The sequence below is a fragment of the Dyella acidiphila genome (genome assembly GCF_014863405.1).
Lineage (GTDB): Bacteria > Pseudomonadota > Gammaproteobacteria > Xanthomonadales > Rhodanobacteraceae > Dyella_B > Dyella_B acidiphila.
In genome coordinates, this window is the sequence record NZ_JACZZA010000014.1 from 66,228 (window position 1) to 83,537 (window position 17,310).

Here is a 17,310-nt window from a genome sequence, read left to right on the forward strand (position 1 = left end):
TTCGGTCAGCAATGTCGAGGCGAGCATGCAGGGCGGGCTGGGCCGCCAACGGCGCCGATGCCTGTGACAGGAATCGCACATTGCATGTCGCGGGAATCGCACTTTGCGTGCGCGATGAGCCTGAAAAATAGGACATTCCACGCTTCACTACAGTTTCACGCCGGGAATCGAATCATCGCGCCGTTTAGACGTCCACACGCATACGATGTAATGGACTTCGTCACTTACACGGGGTGAATCGAATGGGGAAGGGGCTTTGGGCGCGCCCATGGGCGCGACATCTAGCGATTGCCGTGGGCTATGGGCTCGCTGTGGGCCTGTTCCGCGAGATTTCGATCGCACAGTGGAACGTTCTCACCGGCTTGCGCCTGACCGTCTTCTTGCTGGCCCCGTATGCGTATTGGCCGGCGCTGATCGTGGGCGAGTCGGGTTATTTCATCGGACTGAGTTTCCAGTGCGGCCCGGACTACGGCATGGCCTGGGCCGTGCTCAATGCCATCCCTTCCAGCCTGTACGTGGCGCCGCTCATGTATTGGATACGTGAACGCCTGCGCCCGGTGGCCAAAGACTATTCCGTCGACATGGGCGCGCTGCTGGGTGGCGCGCTGCTGGTGTCGATATGCGTGATGTCGATCAGCATGCTGCTGTTCTACGTGATGAAGCTTCCGCCGGGCTACAAGATCCACAATCTGGAATTGATTTCCCGCTACCTGATCGGCAACTACCTGGGCGCGCTGACGGTGACGCCGCTGGCCTTGTTCATCCACCAGCTGTCACGTGGCGCCGGCTGGCGGGTGCTGTATCGCCGGGCCGTCAACAATTCGGTTTTCTTTGAAACGGCGGCGCTGGCGCTGCCGGTATTCGCGTTCCTGCTCTGGCTCGGCATCAACACGCCGCCGCATGCGCCAATGCGCCAGATGGTGCAGGTAGCGATGTTCCTGCCGGTGGTGTGGCTGGCCTTGCGACATGGTTCGAAAGGCGGCGCCGTGGGCGGCACGCTGGCCAGCGGTGCGGTGATGCTGCTGATGCCGGAGCTGCGCGATCCCAGTACGCTGCAGGCCGAAGTGGTGCTCGCCTTCGCCATCTCCACCATGCTGCTGATGGGCGCGCGCATCACGGCGCTGGATGGGCGCGCCAAGCGCGAGGAATACGACATCGGCATGGCCTATGCGCTGGCTCAGCGCAACGTCTATATCGGCGAAATGCAGCTGCGCATGACCTCGCACGCAGTGGAGCAGATCCAGGAAAGCGTGCAGATGGGTTTCGCCACCATCATGGGACGGCTGCGGCAGTTGCAGCCAGCGGTGGACGATCGCGGTTATCAGCGCCAGGCGCGGGTAGCGCAGGATCAATTGCACCGTCTGGCGGACAGCCTGTATCCGCGCGCATTGCGTGATCGCGGCCTGCTCAATGCGCTCAAGGACGGCACCATGGCCGGCCTGCTCGAAGAGGGCGGACTGACCTATTCCTGCGATCTGCGTGGCCCGTTGAGCCAGCTTTCCTACACGCTGCGCCTGACCATTTACCGCATTGTCTGGGAAGCCGTGGCCGAAGCCTGCGCCCGCAAGGACATCAGCGATATCCAGCTGCGCATTCGCGGCATCCACGCCGGCGGCCGGCAGGGGGCGATCGTGAGCGTGCATTTCCATGCCGATCCGGTTCGCCTGAAGCAGGCGCGCTGGGACGATCTGCTGCCGCGCATCGCGCGCTCAACCAGCGGCCTGGGCCTGCAGGCGATCAGGGACAGGGCGGGGCTGTTCGGTGGGCGTACGCGCACCCGTGCCTGGTCCGACGGGTGGCGCATCTCGGCGCTGCTGTTCGATCCGGTGCTGCCCAGCAACGATTAATTGCCGGGCAGCCACTGCTCAGGTTCGCATCAGGAACCGTGCTTGTTGCATTCCTCCGGGTCATTGCCGGAGCACGTCGTATCTTCACTGATCGGGAGCGCACTCAGCTGGGTGCTGCCATCGGCCTGCGGCGTGGCGGTAATAACCGTGGCGCCATCCTGGTAGACCACCGTTCCAGCGGACTTGGCCAGCGCGCTGCTCGATGCAGTCTGTGGCGACGTCGACACGTGCTGCGCGGATTCGCCGATCGGCAAGGTGATGAACTGGCCGCCGGCCGTGCCGATGGCGCCGAGCACGTTGCCGTTGAGATCGTTCACCTGCACGTACTTGATGCCGTTCAACTGGAACACATACACATGCCAGTGCGGATTGCTGCTGACGTCGGTGGCATTCGGCCACGCCTGGCCCAAGCCCGTGCTCGGCGGATTGCCGGCAAAGGCGACTCCCGTCGCTCCCATGGCCATAAGCACGGCGAGCGCGGCACGAGATAGCTTGAACATAAATCTTTCCCCTCTATACCCTGGTTTGGATGGTGAGTGATGCCGCCAACATCAACGGCCATTCGGCTCCTGAGCTGCGCACGCAGCGGGTGCGGGGCGGTAGCTAAGAGACACTGCTCAGCAGGCCACAGAGGGGTGTGATGGGCCTGTGAAAAATGCTGTTAATTGGATCGATTTATTCGAAGTAAACGATTACCGTTATTCTGGCATTTGGCTGAGAGTGATTTTTGTGTTTTGCGAATGAATTGATTCGTTAATTGATATCGATGTCTGTCGACGGTTTTTTAGGTAATAAGAAAAAACGCCAGATCAGAATAATCATATTGCGATGCGCAGCCGGCGATAGTCGGCAGGCGCCGTTTCGCAGGCATATGCCTCAAAAACAAAAGCCATGGCCGCGTAAGCAGGCCATGGCGGGAAGCTTTGTCGGCGCAATATCCGGAACTTGCTCTCGGTTATTGCGTTTGATGGTCCTTTGCCCGATCAAGTGATCTGCGCAAAGTCATCGTGGATGGATGCAGGATCAATGCTGCTCGGTCCACACCGCGTTGGAATGATGGTCGACAAAAATCGGACCATCGCCGCCGCCCAGATCGGCCGACAGCTTGGATCTGTCGCCCGTCATCGCCGCGGCCTTCAGTGCCGTCGAAGCGCCGACCTGTTCCAGCGTATGCGCAAGCTGCTCACTGGATGCGTGACGCAGCGAAGCATCTTTGCCAATGGCTTCCAGCAAATCGATCGTGTCTAACATGCTTATTCCCTGTGTGAGGTGGGTGGTGCGGCCGCCTGCTCGGCAAGCGGAGTAGCGAATGCCAGGTTCCATCAATCGTTATCAATCCAGGCGGAGTGCGAGCTATGGTCGACCCCGAACGGACCTTCGCCGCCACCGGTGCCGCCGTCGCCGCCACCACCCCATTCGCTGGACAGCTTGGATTTGTCGCCGCTCATGGCCGCGGCTTTAAGCGCGGCCGAAGCACCGGCCTGATCCAGCGTGGATACAAGCTGTTCGGCTGGGGCGTGGCGCAAGCTTGCGTTCTGGCCGATGGTTTCCAGCCATTCGATCGTGTCCAACATGCCATGTTCCTTTTATCGGTAGCCGTCAAATAGCGACGGAGGGGATGACTTGCTTACGCTGAAATGTCTGCCTGTTCCAGCTTGTCCAATTCCGCCAGGCGTGCGCGTATGGCGAGATTCGGTTTTACGGGCTGGGATGGCGGCAGTACTACGGTTTCTTCAGTACCCAACTGCAGGTGCGGCAGATCGCGCAGCGCGGCGCGGCGAATGCTGGCCTTTTCGATCGGCAGCGTCGCGCAGCGGTAAATAATGATCTCGTGCTCAAGCGGATAATCCTGGCTCAATAGATCCACCAGTACTTGCCGATACGCGGGGCCCTTCGGAAACGCTCCCACCGACCAGTTTCCCAGCGGTGCGACCTGCCAAAGCACCAAATAGCCGGCAGGATCGATGCGTCGTTCGCTGAAAAGCAACTGGCTGGCCTCGAAGTGCTGGCAACCGTGGCTGCCGGGATCGATGCCCAGGTCGGCGTAGAGGCAATCCTCGGCGGAAATGCCTGGCTCCATATGCGCCTGGAAACCTTCCGCGCGGGCGATTTCGATCGCCTTGTGCGGCGACCACGCAAAAATCCCCGGATGACCGTAGAACACCGCGCAAACACGTTTGCCGGCGCGCACCTCAGTCAACATCAGGTCGACCCATTCCTGATAGGTCTCGATACGCGGCTTGCCCTCTTTGTAATAGGGCCGCAGGTTGCGTACATCCGGATTCATGCGCGCCAGCCATTTCTCCACTGCCACATCGGACAGTGCGGAGAAAACCACATCCGCTTGTTCGATATGGCTGCGTGCCAGCGGCGTCAGATGGGAGCCCAGCGTCATGCCCATGCCTACACAGGCCAGACTGCCGCGAGGCGTGTCATTCGGAGCTAAAGGGAGGTTGGTCATTGGGGGATGCTATGGCAAGCCGGAGCTGGGTGTCACTGTGCCGAAAATAATGTGCCGGCATGACAAGACGGATGCTCGCGAAAGGAACAACGAAGGGCGGGCCGATCCTTTCGCAAGAAGTTTCGCGCTGCAGCGATCCGCCGCATCATTGGCCGGCCTTTTCACCTTCCGCTCCAAGGCTGTTGTCGCGATGGATTTCCACGACAGCGGCACTCGCGTGTGCAAGTGGAATTCTGTACAGGCCGTCGATGGGCCGTACCGTAATGCGTTCCGCGATGCCATGCAGGTGCCCATCCTGCGGGCCCTCCGTCACTTTGAAGGTCTGGCCTGCAAACGTGATTTCGTCATGAGTGGTGTAATGGGTGTAGTCGCTGACGCGGTAATCGTTGTTGGTGGCGCGCAAGGCCGAAACGACGGCATCGTCGCGGCCAGGCAAATACAGCGCAATATCGCCATCGCCCGATGCCGTTTCCTCCTTGTTGATCAGCAGCACGCGCACCACGCCGTGCTCGTCCTTGGTCGCGTATGCCTTGATATTGAGCGGCGTGGAGAGCTTCAGCGGAAGCATCGCCGCTTTGGACTGCAACATGTCCGCCGCTGCCAGGATGCCGTAATAGATGGGATTGATCTGGGCAATGCCGTAGTGGCTGGAGGGGAAGTTGCCGGTGTGATTGAAGCGGAATGGGCTGTAGTAGGCGCTGGCATTCTGGATAGTGAATAGATTGACGCCGCTTACTCCGGCGCTGGCATAGCTCATGGCCTCGTCCAGGAACCACAGCGCGGACTGGAAGGTGTTGCTCACCCCATCCTGCCCCCCGCAGGCGATCGAATTCATTTCGCCGATGCGGAAATTGCCCCGGCCGACCTGATTGAGGGTGCGGATGTAGCCGGCGACATTGTCGGGACGCGCGGTTGAGGTGATGTGATTGATGGCTTCGCTGGAGAGCAGGTAATCCGACGGCGTGGTTTTGCCGTTGCAATGGCTGCCTCCGTAGTAATGCAGGTCCAGCATGCCCAGGTGTGCATGCTCGGCAAGGATGAAGCCGTCCACATTGTCCATGAAGCCGCCTGGGTAGCCGGAGAACACGGGCGCCGCCATGGGCACGCCCGTGTGTTTCGCTTCGATTGCGGCGGCGGTCTGTTCGTATTCGTGCTTGTATTTGGGGTAGTTGTAGCCCGAGCGGATGCCGCTGGTGTTGTAGAGATCCGGTTCGTTGCCGATCTCGTAGCTCAGCAAGCTGCCGTCCGGCAGGATGCGATGAATGGTTTCCGCTTCGCTGGCAGCCGCGCCGTCTTCGTTGTCGTTGGTGTCGGAATTGCCGGAAAAATCCACGCCGACGAAATACTTCACGGCATGCCCCGTGGTCTGCATGTCCCGATAAAGATTCGACAGTGCAGGGAGATCGTCCGAGACGGTGGTTGGGCTGAAAGCCTTGTCGCTCAGCACCCTGATCTCCATCGGACCGTTGCCGTGCGCGAGCAGATTCTGCAGCAACTGCTGGAAATAAGGGTTGGATGAACTGCTGGTGCCGATCGTATAGCGTGTTTCGCTGAGGACCATCGATAGCCCCAGGAACGAGGGGGCTATCGATTTCTGCGCGGCATTCGGATCGATCTTGACCGTGGCCAACAGGTTGGAAGCTTGTGGCGGATTGATGTCGGATTGCGCCCGGGACTCGGCCATGGTGCCGGCGCAAAGCAGGACGATGAAAAGAGCGGAGCGGGTGGCCTTGAGCATGGTTCGTCCTTTTTGAAGTGCGCTCTGTTGCTGAGTGCCTTATTGCCCGTCATCCCAGCGAAAGCCGGGATCCAGCGTCTTTCTGCACAGCAGGCACTGGGTCCCGATTGTCGCTGGGACGAGGGTGCATGCTGGGCAGGAGTACAGGTCGGCGCGTCCTGCGGCGATGGCATATGGCATTACGCCAGGCTGACGTTTGGGCGGCTTCCACTCCGCACGCAATGAGGTGGCGTCTCAAGCATGCCCACTGAAGTTGTAGGCCATCTTTCAGACGCCAGCGACAACGTTATCGAGAACAACGGAGCGGAAAGCAGTGATGTTGACCATCGCACAGAGCGCACGCTCAGCGTGCGTTAGGTATGGCAGTTTGCTGAACCGCATCCCACACAGCGAGGCGTGCTCGGTCAGCGCAGATGGACTGCTTGCGTTTTGTAGATATGTCGCGGGCTACGGCGACGAGGAGATCACGGCAAGTCCACGGTCATGATTTTCCAACGTAGGCAAGTCAGTGGATCATCAAACGCTAGAGGGGCGTCCTGCTATGAAAAACATGAAACACGGCATTCTGCTTATTCTTTGTGCCCTGATGCTCGCCGCCTTGAGCGGCTGCGTCGAGGATGCCAGGACCGGCCTGGTATGTCCGCCTGGCACGCATCCGGGCCCGCACGGCCATCAATGTTTCGCCGACTGATCGCAGATTGCTTCCAGGCAGCTATGACAGCGCCTGGATCAGGTGGGCCTGGCTAGCTCATCGAGCGGCCGCTTGCGCAGCCGCAGCCACTGCATGATTACCCACAACAGCAGTGCGCATGCGACCCACGCGAACCAGTTGCCAAGAAGCTGGTAGAGCGTGGTCGCATGCGCAACGGGTACGTCGGCCAGCAACGTAGCGAACGGTGCGGTGTTGGTGCGTACTTCAGCCAGCACCCGCCCGCGGTTGTCGCTTACATAGAGGCTGCCGTTCTTGGCCGCGCGAACAATGCTGAAGCCGTTCTCCACGCCGCGCATCAGGGCGATATGGCCGTGGAAGATCCAGTCCACATCGAAATCCCAGGCCGGTACCAGCATAAGTCCGGCACCGGCATGGCCATAGCGTTGCGACAAGCCGGTGAAATCCATGTCCTTGCAGATGGCGACACCCCATGTGCCGCTCGGACGCGACAGCAGGGTCAACGTTTTGCCGGGCGTGAACTTCAGTTCGAACGGCGGCAGCATGTGCTCCTTGTGGTATTCCAGTGCTGCTGCATGCGGGACGTATACGCGGGCGGCGTTGTATTCGGCGTCCGCTGCCATATGGTCCGCGCCCGCCACCAGGGTTACGCCGCTGCGGTCCGCCATGCTCTGCAGGGTCGCGTCCGATGCCGGCGACTCGCCATCGACCAGGGTGCCGATCTTCTCGGGAATCACCACGGCCTCGGCACCCTGGCTCGCAAGCTTGGTCGCTGCATCGGCATAAGTCTGGAGCAGTGCCGCGGTGGGCGCGCCTTTTGCCGCTACGTCGTCGTTGCCGGGCGCATCCGACGCCACCAGTCCAACCTTCAGCAACTGGCCGCCGACCGGCGTGGCCAGGCGCACGGCGCCAAAAATCAGCACGGCGGCAAGCACGGCCAGGTTCACCCCGATCAGTCGGATGGCATGCCGGGGTGCGCCACGATATAGCGCGATGCCGATCGCCACGGTTGCCGGAAACAGGAGCAACAGAAAACTCATGCCCCACGGACCGGTCAGCGCCGCCAGTTGCAGGAATGGCAGAAAGCGAAGCTGCGAATACGCGAGGCTGACGGCCGTGCCTGAGGAGCTGGTGAGATTGGCGATGTATTCGAACGATACCCATGTCGCCGGCAACGCCAATAGCGCGCTTACATGGGCGCCGCGACGCAATAAGGCCCGGAACAGCAGCACGGCTACAGTGAACACCCCGCCATGGCGGCAAAGCTGATCAGCAAACCGCCAGCAGGCACCTCGATCAGCCCGTGCAGGTAGTGCCATATATTGAGCGTGCCGATAAACCATGCAGCGAATGCGACGATGGCCGTGCGGCCGACCGAGGCCCGCGTGGCGACCAGCAGCACCGGAATGGGCGCCAGCCACAGCAGCGGCCACAGCGGCTCCAGGCCGGTGCCCCACCACAACAGCAATGCACTGAGCACAATCGCCGCCGCACTGGCGCCGACGCCTCTGGAATCAAGCCAGGATGCCATGGATGTATCTCCGGAATGATCGTTGGTAGTAAGCGCGGAACTGATCGGGCGAGAGCGCCATGCGCCCGCCGAGGTAAAGCATGATCAGCCCATGTGATAAAGCACCCATCTCGAACACCACTTCCCACAAGTCGTCCTGGCGTAGTTCGCCACTGGCCATGCCTTCCTCGACCAGATCAGCCATCTGATTCGCGGTGGGCGACTGGCGTGCCTTGAAGTCCTGCGGATACACCCGCGCACCTTCGCGCTTGCGCAGGAACATCAATTCAAATAGCCGGGGATTTTGCAGCGCGTGATCGAGATAAACATTCGCCATATGCAGCAGGCGTGCTTCCAGGCTGCCGCGGAACCGACGCCGTTTCAGTGACGCAGCCAGTTCCTCGAAGCCCGCATCGGTCATCGCATTCAACAGCGCTTCCCGATCCGGGTAATGGCGATAGATCGCCATCGGCGTAATGCCGACCATGCCGGCCACGCGGCGCATGCTCACGGCCTCGAAACCCTCCTGTTCCAGCAGCTCGCGGGCGGCGGTGGCGACCTTGACGGCGGTGGGGGAGCTTGTCATGTATACACTGTATACATGAAATGGGCCTGACCACAAGTGCGGGATGATCCCCCGGGAAGGCAGGCCGGGGATGGTCGGTCCCGGCGCCGATGGAAGGGGGCGACGAACCCGTTCACAAGAATCGCCGCCAAGCCTTGTTTTTGGCCGAAAGTCACGAGACTGACATGGGCGGTCGCTAGTTTTTACCGGGAGTGCTTGGCCCGGGGAACATGCCTGTTTTACCTGCTGGCTGCTTGCCGTCCGATTCTTTGTTTCCGGCGCCGAACCAGTACTGGACGATCCGCGCCACCGAAGTCGGTCATGCCGACTGCGCTGCTTGCATCGGGACTGGTCGACGGCCTGGATTCGGCCGTCCATTTGATAACTGCCAATATTGCAGTTGCCGATCGGCACAAAATAGTTTCAGCGAAAACCAAATAATCCGCGTTGGATGATCTGCACGAAACAAGCTAGATTTATTGAAATATTGCGTCACATAACTTGTCATTAAAGTTGCTAAGCGGTCGCTCGGGACATGTTCGCCCGGCACGCGCCGTCAGGGGAAAGATCAAATGTTCGGAAATTCATTGAGGGCGCGCCTGCTGCTGCCGGTGCTTGCGCTGGGTCTGGCGGCGGTGATTGCAACCGCCATCACGCTCGCCTACGTCGAGGCCGCTCGCGTGCGCAACGAAGCCAGGGCGTCGATCGACGGTCAGGTCAGTGCGCTGCAAAGCCTGCTCGACGTTACCCATTCGATCATGCTGGACCGGGTGCGAAGCTCCATGCTGCTGCTGCGCCAGGAAGGCGATGAACAGGGTGTGGCCAGCGCGGGCCAGCCGGTGACGGTGGCGGGACGCCAGGCCAACGACCTGCTGCTCGGCGGCAAATCGCAAGCCAACGTGTTCCAGCTGGTGGATAGCGTTACGGCAGTGATGGGTGGTACTGCCACGCTCTTCACCAAGACTGGCGACGACTACGTCCGCATTTCCACCAATGTAAAGAAAGCCGACGGCACCCGTGCCGTGGGCACCATGCTCGACCCCAAGGGGCCGGTCATCGGGGAAATCCGCCAGGGCAGGTCGTTTTATGGAGTGGTCGATATTCTGGGCAATCCCTACGTGACCGGGTATGAGCCCATCTACGACCATGGCGATCCCCGGCCCATCGGTATCTGGTACGTGGGCTACAAAACCGACCTGGATGTCTTGAACAAGGTCATCAGCAATAGCCGCGTGCTCGGATCCGGCTTTATCGCGTTGCTCGATAGCAAGGACGTGCCGCGTTTCCACTCCAATACCGCGGCCGCCGCCGACGCTTCCTTCATAAGCAAAATCATCCAGCAACAGCCGACCGATTGGACGGTTGAAAAATACAACGTCCCCAACTGGGGCTTTACGCTGGTGGCAGCCTATCCCAATAGCGATATCGACCAACTGATCGTGCAGCAGACCGTATGGATCGGCCTGGTCGGCCTGCTGATGTGCGTGCTGGTGCTAGGCGTGCAGTACCTGCTGATCCAGAACCGCGTGCTGCGCCCGATTCAGAACCTGACCCAAGTGGCCGACGCCTTGAGCATGGGCAAGTTCGATAACGTCATTGCAGAGGTTGCGCTCAAGGACGAGATCGGCACCTTGGCCAAGGCCATTGCCCGCCTTTCAAACAGTGTCCGGCTGGCGATGGATCGGTTGAGCAAGCGCTGAGTGATGCGTTCTTGATGCGGTGGCAGAACCAGGCTGGAAATCGACATGGTCAATAATTTTCGCCCGTTGATCGAGGTGCTGCGCGAGCTGCAGAAGCTCGCGCAAAAGAAGGCCTCGGGCTACTTTTTTATCGCGACCGAGGGTAACCAGTCGTCCACTGTTCTGTTGCGCAACGGCCGCATCGACGAAGTTACCTTCAGCCGCTATCGCAACGACGACGCAGTCAGGCAGCTGGCTAATGTATCCACCGCCCGCGCCAGTTTTCAGCCCAGCGCCGTCGGAGAAGGAGCTGGGAAGACGCTGCTGAGCGAAACGGCGTTGCAGTGGTTGCTTGGCGGTTTTGAAAGCCATGCTGGCGCCCAGAGGCAAGCCGCGCCTGATCAAAGCCGCAGTGTTTCACCGAACGCCGATCCTTTGGCGCAGCGCAAGGTGATTGAAAAAGTCGCCTTGGGTTTCCTTGGCCCGATTGCCGCGCTGATTTGCGACGAAGCATTTTCCAGCGCATCCGATCTGGAAGAAGTGCTGCAGGAGATCGGCAAAAACCTGGCCACGCCGGATGAGTTCAAGCAATTTCTGGCGGAGGCGCGGGCTGCGCTGGCGGCGAAGTAGGCTCATTCATCAGCATCCGGCTTCTGCTTGTATCAGGGCCAATTTCGGCAGGGCGCTGATAGTGGCGGATCGGCGACGTTGGAGCGAACCATGCTTGAACTTTATGCCCGAATGAGGCGATTAGCCTGACGTGCGGCCGTTCCGTCGCCGCGTCAAAATCTGCGTGGCAAAGTGCAGGCCCGGCTTTGGATCGTTCAAACGGAAGGAGTGAAAATGCGCTCCCATCCACTGCAGCAGAATGTTAGGAAGCGGTCCGCGTGCTTGCACGCTTTGCACGCGAACGGTGTTGAAATCTCGATAGAAATCGACGCAGCCGGCGCCTACCTTGTAGTCGACCGCCGCGCGATGCACCGGTAAGCCGAGCGCGTCCTGATAAGCCATTTCGCAAACGTTGACGCCGCAACGTGCGGCAAACTCCACGTAGGTCCAGGCGCGCGTATTGACCTCAAGAATGCGGTAAACGCCATCGCGCTTATCGCGTTTGAACTCCGCGCTGAAAATGCCGCGATAGTTCAGCTTCGTCAACAGTCGCGTGACATCGTCGATCGGTGTTTGCAGCTGTTCGAGCGGAATGCTGCGGCAGTACGAACTGTTGCCGAAATCCGGCGGTGAAATGCGAATGCGTTGGCGCGCAAACAGGCCGGCCATTTCGCCGCTTCCATCGATAAATCCGTCGACGAAATAATGATCCGACGGTGTGCCGGGTACGTATTCCTGTGCCATCAGGCGAAAGCCCTGCTCGTGCAGGGGACGCCATGCATCGTGCAGTTCGGCTTTGCGCGTGACCCAAATGCCTTTTACGCCGGTGACGTCGCTGAATTTTTGCGAGTTCACCGGTTTGATGAAAACGCGGTCGAGATCGTCGAAGGGTATCGCTTCGATATCGGCGTCGCATTCGATGCGAAAAGTGCGGGGGTGCGGAACATGCACGCTTTGCAGGAATGCGGAAAAGCGCGACTTATCCTGCAGAATTTCCTGCGTCTCGCGTGAGCTCGTGCTGAGAAAATAGCGCGACGCCAGGTCGGTATTCGGAAGGTCTGTCAGCCACAGTGCGGCGTCGTCGGCACCGGCAATCACGACCGCTTTTTGCAACGGCATCTGGCGCAGCAGTTCATGGGTATGCGGCCCGAGTGAACCATCCCACGCATTCTGCCCAGGTGTGGGCCGATACCAACGCGAGTGGGTGACGTGATCGGAAGCAGGGCAGGCGACATAAGCCGGGATGCCGGCCATCGTTAGACAACGCAAAATGCCCAGCGCGGTCGGGCCACGGCCCAAGACGATCGCCGGCACGCGCGGATCCCCCTTCTCCCCCATGGCACGCTCCGGTATACGTTGTTACCAGATAGCCGTCACAACCGTGATCGACGACTCATGCTAGCACCGCGTGAGGAGGCTTCTGCAACGAGTAAGAACTTGCGTGCAGCGACGGTGCGAGCCGGTGTTTTTCATTGTCGCTAACTGATCGGAAACTGTCTCCAGGCTGACGCACATGCTGCGGAAAAGTAGGTGCGTTCATCCGGCGTGTGCGCCCTTGGTTAATGACGCACTGCCCTTGGGCGAAGGCCGCTTTTGCCCCAAGCGGGCATTTCGCCCGTACGATCGTCAGTAGCTCGGCTCAATGGCGCCGATGGAGATGCGAAGGGACGTTATGAATGAGCAAAGGCTTGAACGCAGCGAGTTCTTCGAAGAAAGCTTTTCGGACTTGGATATGGCCGATGCGACATGGGAAAAGAAGACCTTCGAAGAGTGTTCTTTTACGAGGTGTTCGTTCAACACGGCGACGCTCAAGCAATGCAAGTTCGTAAATTGCGAATTCCTATCGTGCGATTTGAGCAATGCCAAGCTGTTGAACACAAAATTTGTCGGCGCCGTGTTCGAGGAATGCAAGCTATTGGGCGTGGACTGGACCAAGGCTGATTGGCCTCGCTATGCCTCACCAGGGAAATTGACTTTCAAGAAATCGCTGTTGGACTACTGCAATTTTTTCGGGCTATCGCTCCCAGAGTTGATCATGGAAGAGTGTCGCGTCGTCGGCGCGGACCTAAGGGAGGCCGACTTTACAAAAGCCAGTTTCGTCTATTCCGTTTTCACCGAATCCTTGTTTGGCAGGACGATGTTGGCGAAAGCCGATTTCAGTGAGGCCACGGGTTACGCCATCGACATACGCGAAAACGTCATCAAAGATGCGACATTCACACGGTCCGAGGCCATTGGATTGCTTTACGGCCTGGATATTGTGCTGGTCGACTAATATCGTTTCCCGCTAAACGTTGTCACCCGCAGTGTTAGGTTCGCTTTCGACCCGGAGCGGACCAAAGACGGACTAGTTAACTACATCCAGCTCTTTTGGAGATGTTCTTTGGAGAACCCGTGAATCGTCCCCGACTCGTTGCCTCTATTGTTGCTGGATATGGCCTTTTAGCGTGTATGTCTGCAACGTCAGCACCCGAAAATAATATTTCACCTGCAGCGCCCGGCTATGGCATTGCTGCGGGCATTGCGAGCCTTGCGCGGACCAACGACCAAGTTGACGTCATGGCTGTCGCGGCTCAGCTGAAGCTTCCCGAAATAGCGCCCTATCGCGATAAACCTGGCGCACTGACCTGGTATGGACCACTGATTCATGCTGAATGGCCTAGGTTCTACGCGGTATACGATCCACCTCACTCTTCTTTGAATATTACCCATGTGGTTATCTCGTGGTTGCCAGATACCGCAGATACATTCGTGCTGGAACTTCGAGTTGAGATAAAACACGGCTTCTGTCCAAGTGAGGCTCTATTGGCAAACGAAGTTGGAAGTATTCCTCGGACTTCTCGTGTTCAAGCGATCCCCGCAGACAACGGCTCAATAGGATTTCCAGGCAAGGACTCCGGATATACAGAAACTTCGTTGATCGTTCATCATGACCATGAAAAGGACACGTCGGTGACATACAGGAATCACAACACGTGCTTTTTGGTGGTTCGCGGGTCAAGAGAATAGAGAAAGGAGAGCACTCTGCCAGAACGCCGATTTCGATTACGACGCGGTCATTTGGTTGTCCTGACCAGCGCGTCGGCTTCCGACCCAAAGAGGACGTTTTCACCGTCTACGAAAGCGGGGTGTACCACTCGACGCTATTGTTCAAGAGCTAAAACGTAGTGTTGCAGCCGAGGAAGCCAGTTAACGCGCGGCATGCTTCGTGCAATACAGGTACGCTTTGAGAACGCAGAATTAGTGCGACTGTCGGTCACGAAGCTGCAAGAGGCGCACGTATGTTTAGATCTCGTTAGCCAGGGCCGCGTTCGCTCAGCTTCTACGCCGGCTTGCGCAAGGCCAATGACGGAATACGTCTATGAAATCGTCGAGAACCTTACTGCCCTTACTCCCGCGATGGCGTCCATTCGACGGTGTGCGACGGATCATGGCTCTATTTTTCCGACCTGATATAAAGCCACCGGGGATTGCGCCTATGATAAAGCCAAGCGTGTTCTATGGATAAGGGACGACAATGACTCCTCGACCGAATCGCAAAGCACAGCGCGTGGTGACGTGGATTCTCCGAGTGATTTTGGGCGTGACGTTTCTTGTGATTGGCATCGAAAAACTCACCGGCAGCATGGGCACGGTCCCATTCTTTGATGCCATCGGCTGGGGACAGTGGTTTCGTTACGTTTCGGGATTTTTCGACGCGGTCGGTGCGCTTCTCATTTTATGGCCGCGCTGGACACCCGTGGGCGCGTGCATCATCACATGCACCGTCGGACTTGGAACTTACCTGTGTTACGCCAAGGCACTGTTCAATCCTGCGTTTCCGCTTGTGATGACCGTGCTGGCTGCGTTGCTCGTATGGCTTTCATTACGACAACGAGCCGCGTGACACGCCCCGTACCAGACCAAGTCAGTCCGAGCGTCGTGTCCCAGTTGAGCCAAACGTGAAACGGCGGGCGGCCGGATGGTCTGATTGGGGGGCGGCAGCAAGGTGATCGACACCAGCGCATTGTTCAGACCGTGCCGGAACCCTGTTCAGCGGTCACCGTAATCTACAGCTGGTCAGTAGCTTTAAGCAGCTCCGTCCCAGACCGCTCGAATTTTCGTTTATGCAGGCGGATTCCATGATGCCGTCATTCCCGCGAAAGCGGGAATCCCTGTGCTCCGGTGCAAGAGCGAAGATGGATTCCCGCTTTCGCGGGAACGACAGCCAGGTCATTTGGAAAGTCAGCCAAAAAATCAGGACGCAGATCATTAAAAGCTTTAATTATCTGCGCTCGATTTCGTTCAGTGCCCAGGCGGACGCCGACGAAATTCCCCCGACCAATCCATGCGCATCGACCGGAATTCCGCACTCACTTCATTCGGCGAATGCGGCCTGATCACAATTTCCCCGTCGACCAGCTCATCGCAAAAGCGCCCACCCTGCGGCGGCTCGATCGCATAGCGGCTGGCGTGCGGATCGCCGTGCACCAGGTGCGCATGCAGCACGCACATATGCGGCTCATGCACTTGCGCTACCAGGCGATGCGGTTCGAACCGGATTTCGGTGTAGACCCCATGCGGCCCCCGTGCATGGAGCACGCCGCCGAAGAAATTGCTCGGCGGGCGGGGAGCACTTAGGGCGACGGCGCTGATAGCAAGCAGCGAGGCGGTGATGCAAATCTTTGCTCGGATCCCCACGGCAAGCGTGCGGCCAGTGGAATGGCTGGAAGTGATAGGTGGCATGGTGTCCATCGGTGCATCTGACAATCGGCGCGCGATTAGAGCATCCGCCGGTCGCACACATTGAGATCTGCTCCGCGCTGCGCGCGGTAGCCGGCAATAAAAAGCCCCGGAAACAGGTTGTTTCCGGGGCTTCTGGTCTGGAATGAATTGGTGGAGCGGAGGAGGATCGAACTCCCGACCTTCGCATTGCGAACGCGACGCTCTCCCAGCTGAGCTACCGCCCCACGCGAGCTGCACATGGTAGCAGCGGAGCCGCGGGGGCGCCAAGCCCCTTGTTGCCGGCCCTCAGCCGGGCAGCAGGGCGCTGAGCCGGTCGTGCAGAATCGCGTGCCGCCAGCCTTCCAGCACCTCCGGCCAGGTGCGCGTCACCACGTATTCCTCCAGCACCTTGCGCGAGCAGAGCAGGCCGGGGGGCAGATCCAGTTCGGTGGCGAGGCGGTCGATCAGCTCCTTCATGCCGCTGAGCGCCTGCTTGGCCTGGCCTTGCGGAAACGGCGGGATCGCGCTGGTGGCGGCGAGTTCTTCGCTGCTGACCGGCGGCGCCAGCAATTCGAACAACTCGGCGCGTTGCGGCGAGCGCAGGGCGCGTTGGCCGCTGCTGCGCTGGTCCAGTTCGTCCTGATGCCTGGGCGGTTGCTGCGCCAGGCTGAGGATGAGGGAATCTTCCAGCAGCCAGGGGCGCGGGCGGTCGAGGCGGCGTGCGGCGGCATCGCGCCATAGCAGGATGCGGCGCAGCAGGGCCTGCTTTTCCGGCGGCCACTCGGCGGCGCTGCGCAGGGCCAGCTGCGGTTGTGTATCGCCGTGGCGCTGGCAGCTTTTGCGTTTGAGTCGTTCGCAGTCTTCCGCATGCCATGCGCTGCGCTCGCACTGGGCCAGGCGTTCGGACAGCCTTTGATGGATGGTCTGCAGATAGACCACGTCCAGCGTGGCGTAGGTTTGCTGCGAGCCGGTGAGCGGGCGCTGCATCCAGTCGGAGCGCGTTTCGCCCTTGTCCAGCTCTACCCCAGTGAATTCCGCCACCAGGCCGCGATAGCTGATTCCCAGGCCCATGCCCACAAAGGCTGCGGCAATCTGCGTGTCGAACAGCACGCGCGGGCCTTCCGGCAGCCAGGGGGCCAGCGTTTCCAGGTCTTCGCTGGCGCTGTGCATCACGGTGATGACGTTGGGGTTTTCCAGCGGCTGCAGGGCGCGCTCGATGTCGAAGGCGAGCGGGTCCACCAGCGCATAGCGTTCGTGCAGGCCCAATTGCAGCAGCGCCAATTGCGGATAGAACGTATTGCGGCGCATGAACTCCGTGTCCAGCGCCAGTACATCGCCGGAGGCAAGCGGGGCTAGCCATTGCTCAAGCTGGCTGTGTTGATCGATCCAGTCGGCCTGGGGCGGCTCTACGGGCAGGGGCATGCGATTTCCTCGGGATGAACGGGCGCGCGATCCGCGATTGCCCCGTCATCATGGGTGCCATATGGTAAGCGGCGAACCATAGCAGGCCAGCCCCGGAACGCCCAC

At 59.6% G+C, this 17,310-nt stretch carries 17 protein-coding genes and 1 tRNA gene; 6 read left to right on the forward strand and 12 right to left on the reverse strand.

Going from position 1 to position 17,310, the window contains the following annotated elements:
* Window positions 1-293 precede the first annotated feature (293 nt).
* The gene (locus IGX34_RS19280) at window positions 294-1,847 is read left to right on the forward strand and encodes an MASE1 domain-containing protein (protein WP_192557375.1); all 1,554 of its coding nucleotides are present in this window, start codon (window positions 294-296) and stop codon (window positions 1,845-1,847) included.
* 29 nt (window positions 1,848-1,876) lie between these two features.
* Here the strand turns inward: IGX34_RS19280 and IGX34_RS19285 are convergent, their stop codons facing one another.
* The 8 genes from IGX34_RS19285 to IGX34_RS19315 all read right to left on the reverse strand — a co-directional run bounded on the left by IGX34_RS19285 (window position 1,877) and on the right by IGX34_RS19315 (window position 8,812).
* On the reverse strand, window positions 1,877-2,347 hold the full coding sequence (locus IGX34_RS19285) for a hypothetical protein (protein WP_192557376.1): 471 nt from the start codon (window positions 2,345-2,347) through the stop codon (window positions 1,877-1,879).
* Between the two features lie 523 nt (window positions 2,348-2,870).
* A complete protein-coding gene (locus IGX34_RS19290; RefSeq protein WP_192557377.1) occupies window positions 2,871-3,098 on the reverse strand; it encodes a hypothetical protein in 228 nt (75 codons plus the stop codon).
* Window positions 3,099-3,169: 71 nt separating this feature from the next.
* Entirely contained in the window at window positions 3,170-3,421 is a 252-nt protein-coding gene (locus IGX34_RS19295; protein ID WP_192557378.1) for a hypothetical protein, read from the reverse strand.
* Window positions 3,422-3,474: 53 nt separating this feature from the next.
* Complete coding sequence (locus IGX34_RS19300) at window positions 3,475-4,308, reverse strand: SAM-dependent methyltransferase (RefSeq protein ID WP_192557379.1); 834 nt, start codon at window positions 4,306-4,308, stop codon at window positions 3,475-3,477.
* Window positions 4,309-4,453: 145 nt separating this feature from the next.
* The gene (locus IGX34_RS19305; protein WP_192557380.1) at window positions 4,454-6,046 is read right to left on the reverse strand and encodes a glycosyl hydrolase family 79 C-terminal domain-containing protein; all 1,593 of its coding nucleotides are present in this window, start codon (window positions 6,044-6,046) and stop codon (window positions 4,454-4,456) included.
* A gap of 729 nt (window positions 6,047-6,775) precedes the next feature.
* Entirely contained in the window at window positions 6,776-7,963 is a 1,188-nt protein-coding gene (locus IGX34_RS19310) for a nitrilase-related carbon-nitrogen hydrolase (RefSeq protein WP_338015512.1), read from the reverse strand.
* Complete coding sequence (locus tag IGX34_RS22215; protein WP_225737621.1) at window positions 7,951-8,247, reverse strand: hypothetical protein; 297 nt, start codon at window positions 8,245-8,247, stop codon at window positions 7,951-7,953. Before IGX34_RS22215 ends, IGX34_RS19310 begins: the two co-directional genes overlap by 13 nt.
* The gene (locus tag IGX34_RS19315; protein ID WP_192557381.1) at window positions 8,231-8,812 is read right to left on the reverse strand and encodes a TetR/AcrR family transcriptional regulator; all 582 of its coding nucleotides are present in this window, start codon (window positions 8,810-8,812) and stop codon (window positions 8,231-8,233) included. Before IGX34_RS19315 ends, IGX34_RS22215 begins: the two co-directional genes overlap by 17 nt.
* 551 nt (window positions 8,813-9,363) lie before the next feature.
* Between IGX34_RS19315 and IGX34_RS19320 the strand changes: the two genes are divergently transcribed.
* Window positions 9,364-10,491, forward strand: coding sequence for a Cache 3/Cache 2 fusion domain-containing protein (locus IGX34_RS19320; protein ID WP_192557382.1), 1,128 nt, complete (start codon window positions 9,364-9,366; stop codon window positions 10,489-10,491).
* A 45-nt stretch (window positions 10,492-10,536) separates the two neighbouring features.
* Window positions 10,537-11,100, forward strand: a complete 564-nt coding sequence (locus IGX34_RS19325; RefSeq protein ID WP_192557383.1) for a DUF8082 domain-containing protein — start codon at window positions 10,537-10,539, stop codon at window positions 11,098-11,100.
* A 120-nt stretch (window positions 11,101-11,220) separates the two neighbouring features.
* Here IGX34_RS19325 and IGX34_RS19330 read toward each other — a convergent pair whose 3' ends face one another.
* Window positions 11,221-12,417, reverse strand: coding sequence for a carboxylate--amine ligase (locus tag IGX34_RS19330; protein ID WP_192557384.1), 1,197 nt, complete (start codon window positions 12,415-12,417; stop codon window positions 11,221-11,223).
* A gap of 334 nt (window positions 12,418-12,751) precedes the next feature.
* Between IGX34_RS19330 and IGX34_RS19335 the strand changes: the two genes are divergently transcribed.
* From IGX34_RS19335 to IGX34_RS19345, 3 genes are all read left to right on the forward strand, one after another.
* Complete coding sequence (locus IGX34_RS19335) at window positions 12,752-13,354, forward strand: pentapeptide repeat-containing protein (protein ID WP_192557385.1); 603 nt, start codon at window positions 12,752-12,754, stop codon at window positions 13,352-13,354.
* Between the two features lie 119 nt (window positions 13,355-13,473).
* The gene (locus IGX34_RS19340; protein WP_192557386.1) at window positions 13,474-14,088 is read left to right on the forward strand and encodes a hypothetical protein; all 615 of its coding nucleotides are present in this window, start codon (window positions 13,474-13,476) and stop codon (window positions 14,086-14,088) included.
* 508 nt (window positions 14,089-14,596) lie between these two features.
* On the forward strand, window positions 14,597-14,965 hold the full coding sequence (locus IGX34_RS19345) for a DoxX family protein (protein ID WP_192557387.1): 369 nt from the start codon (window positions 14,597-14,599) through the stop codon (window positions 14,963-14,965).
* Between the two features lie 398 nt (window positions 14,966-15,363).
* Here IGX34_RS19345 and IGX34_RS19350 read toward each other — a convergent pair whose 3' ends face one another.
* From IGX34_RS19350 to rnd, 3 genes are all read right to left on the reverse strand, one after another.
* A complete protein-coding gene (locus tag IGX34_RS19350; protein ID WP_192557388.1) occupies window positions 15,364-15,813 on the reverse strand; it encodes a hypothetical protein in 450 nt (149 codons plus the stop codon).
* Window positions 15,814-15,952: 139 nt separating this feature from the next.
* A tRNA-Ala gene (locus IGX34_RS19355) sits at window positions 15,953-16,028 on the reverse strand.
* A gap of 61 nt (window positions 16,029-16,089) precedes the next feature.
* On the reverse strand, window positions 16,090-17,205 hold the full coding sequence (rnd, locus tag IGX34_RS19360; RefSeq protein WP_192557389.1) for a ribonuclease D: 1,116 nt from the start codon (window positions 17,203-17,205) through the stop codon (window positions 16,090-16,092).
* Between the last annotated feature and the right edge of the window lie 105 nt (window positions 17,206-17,310).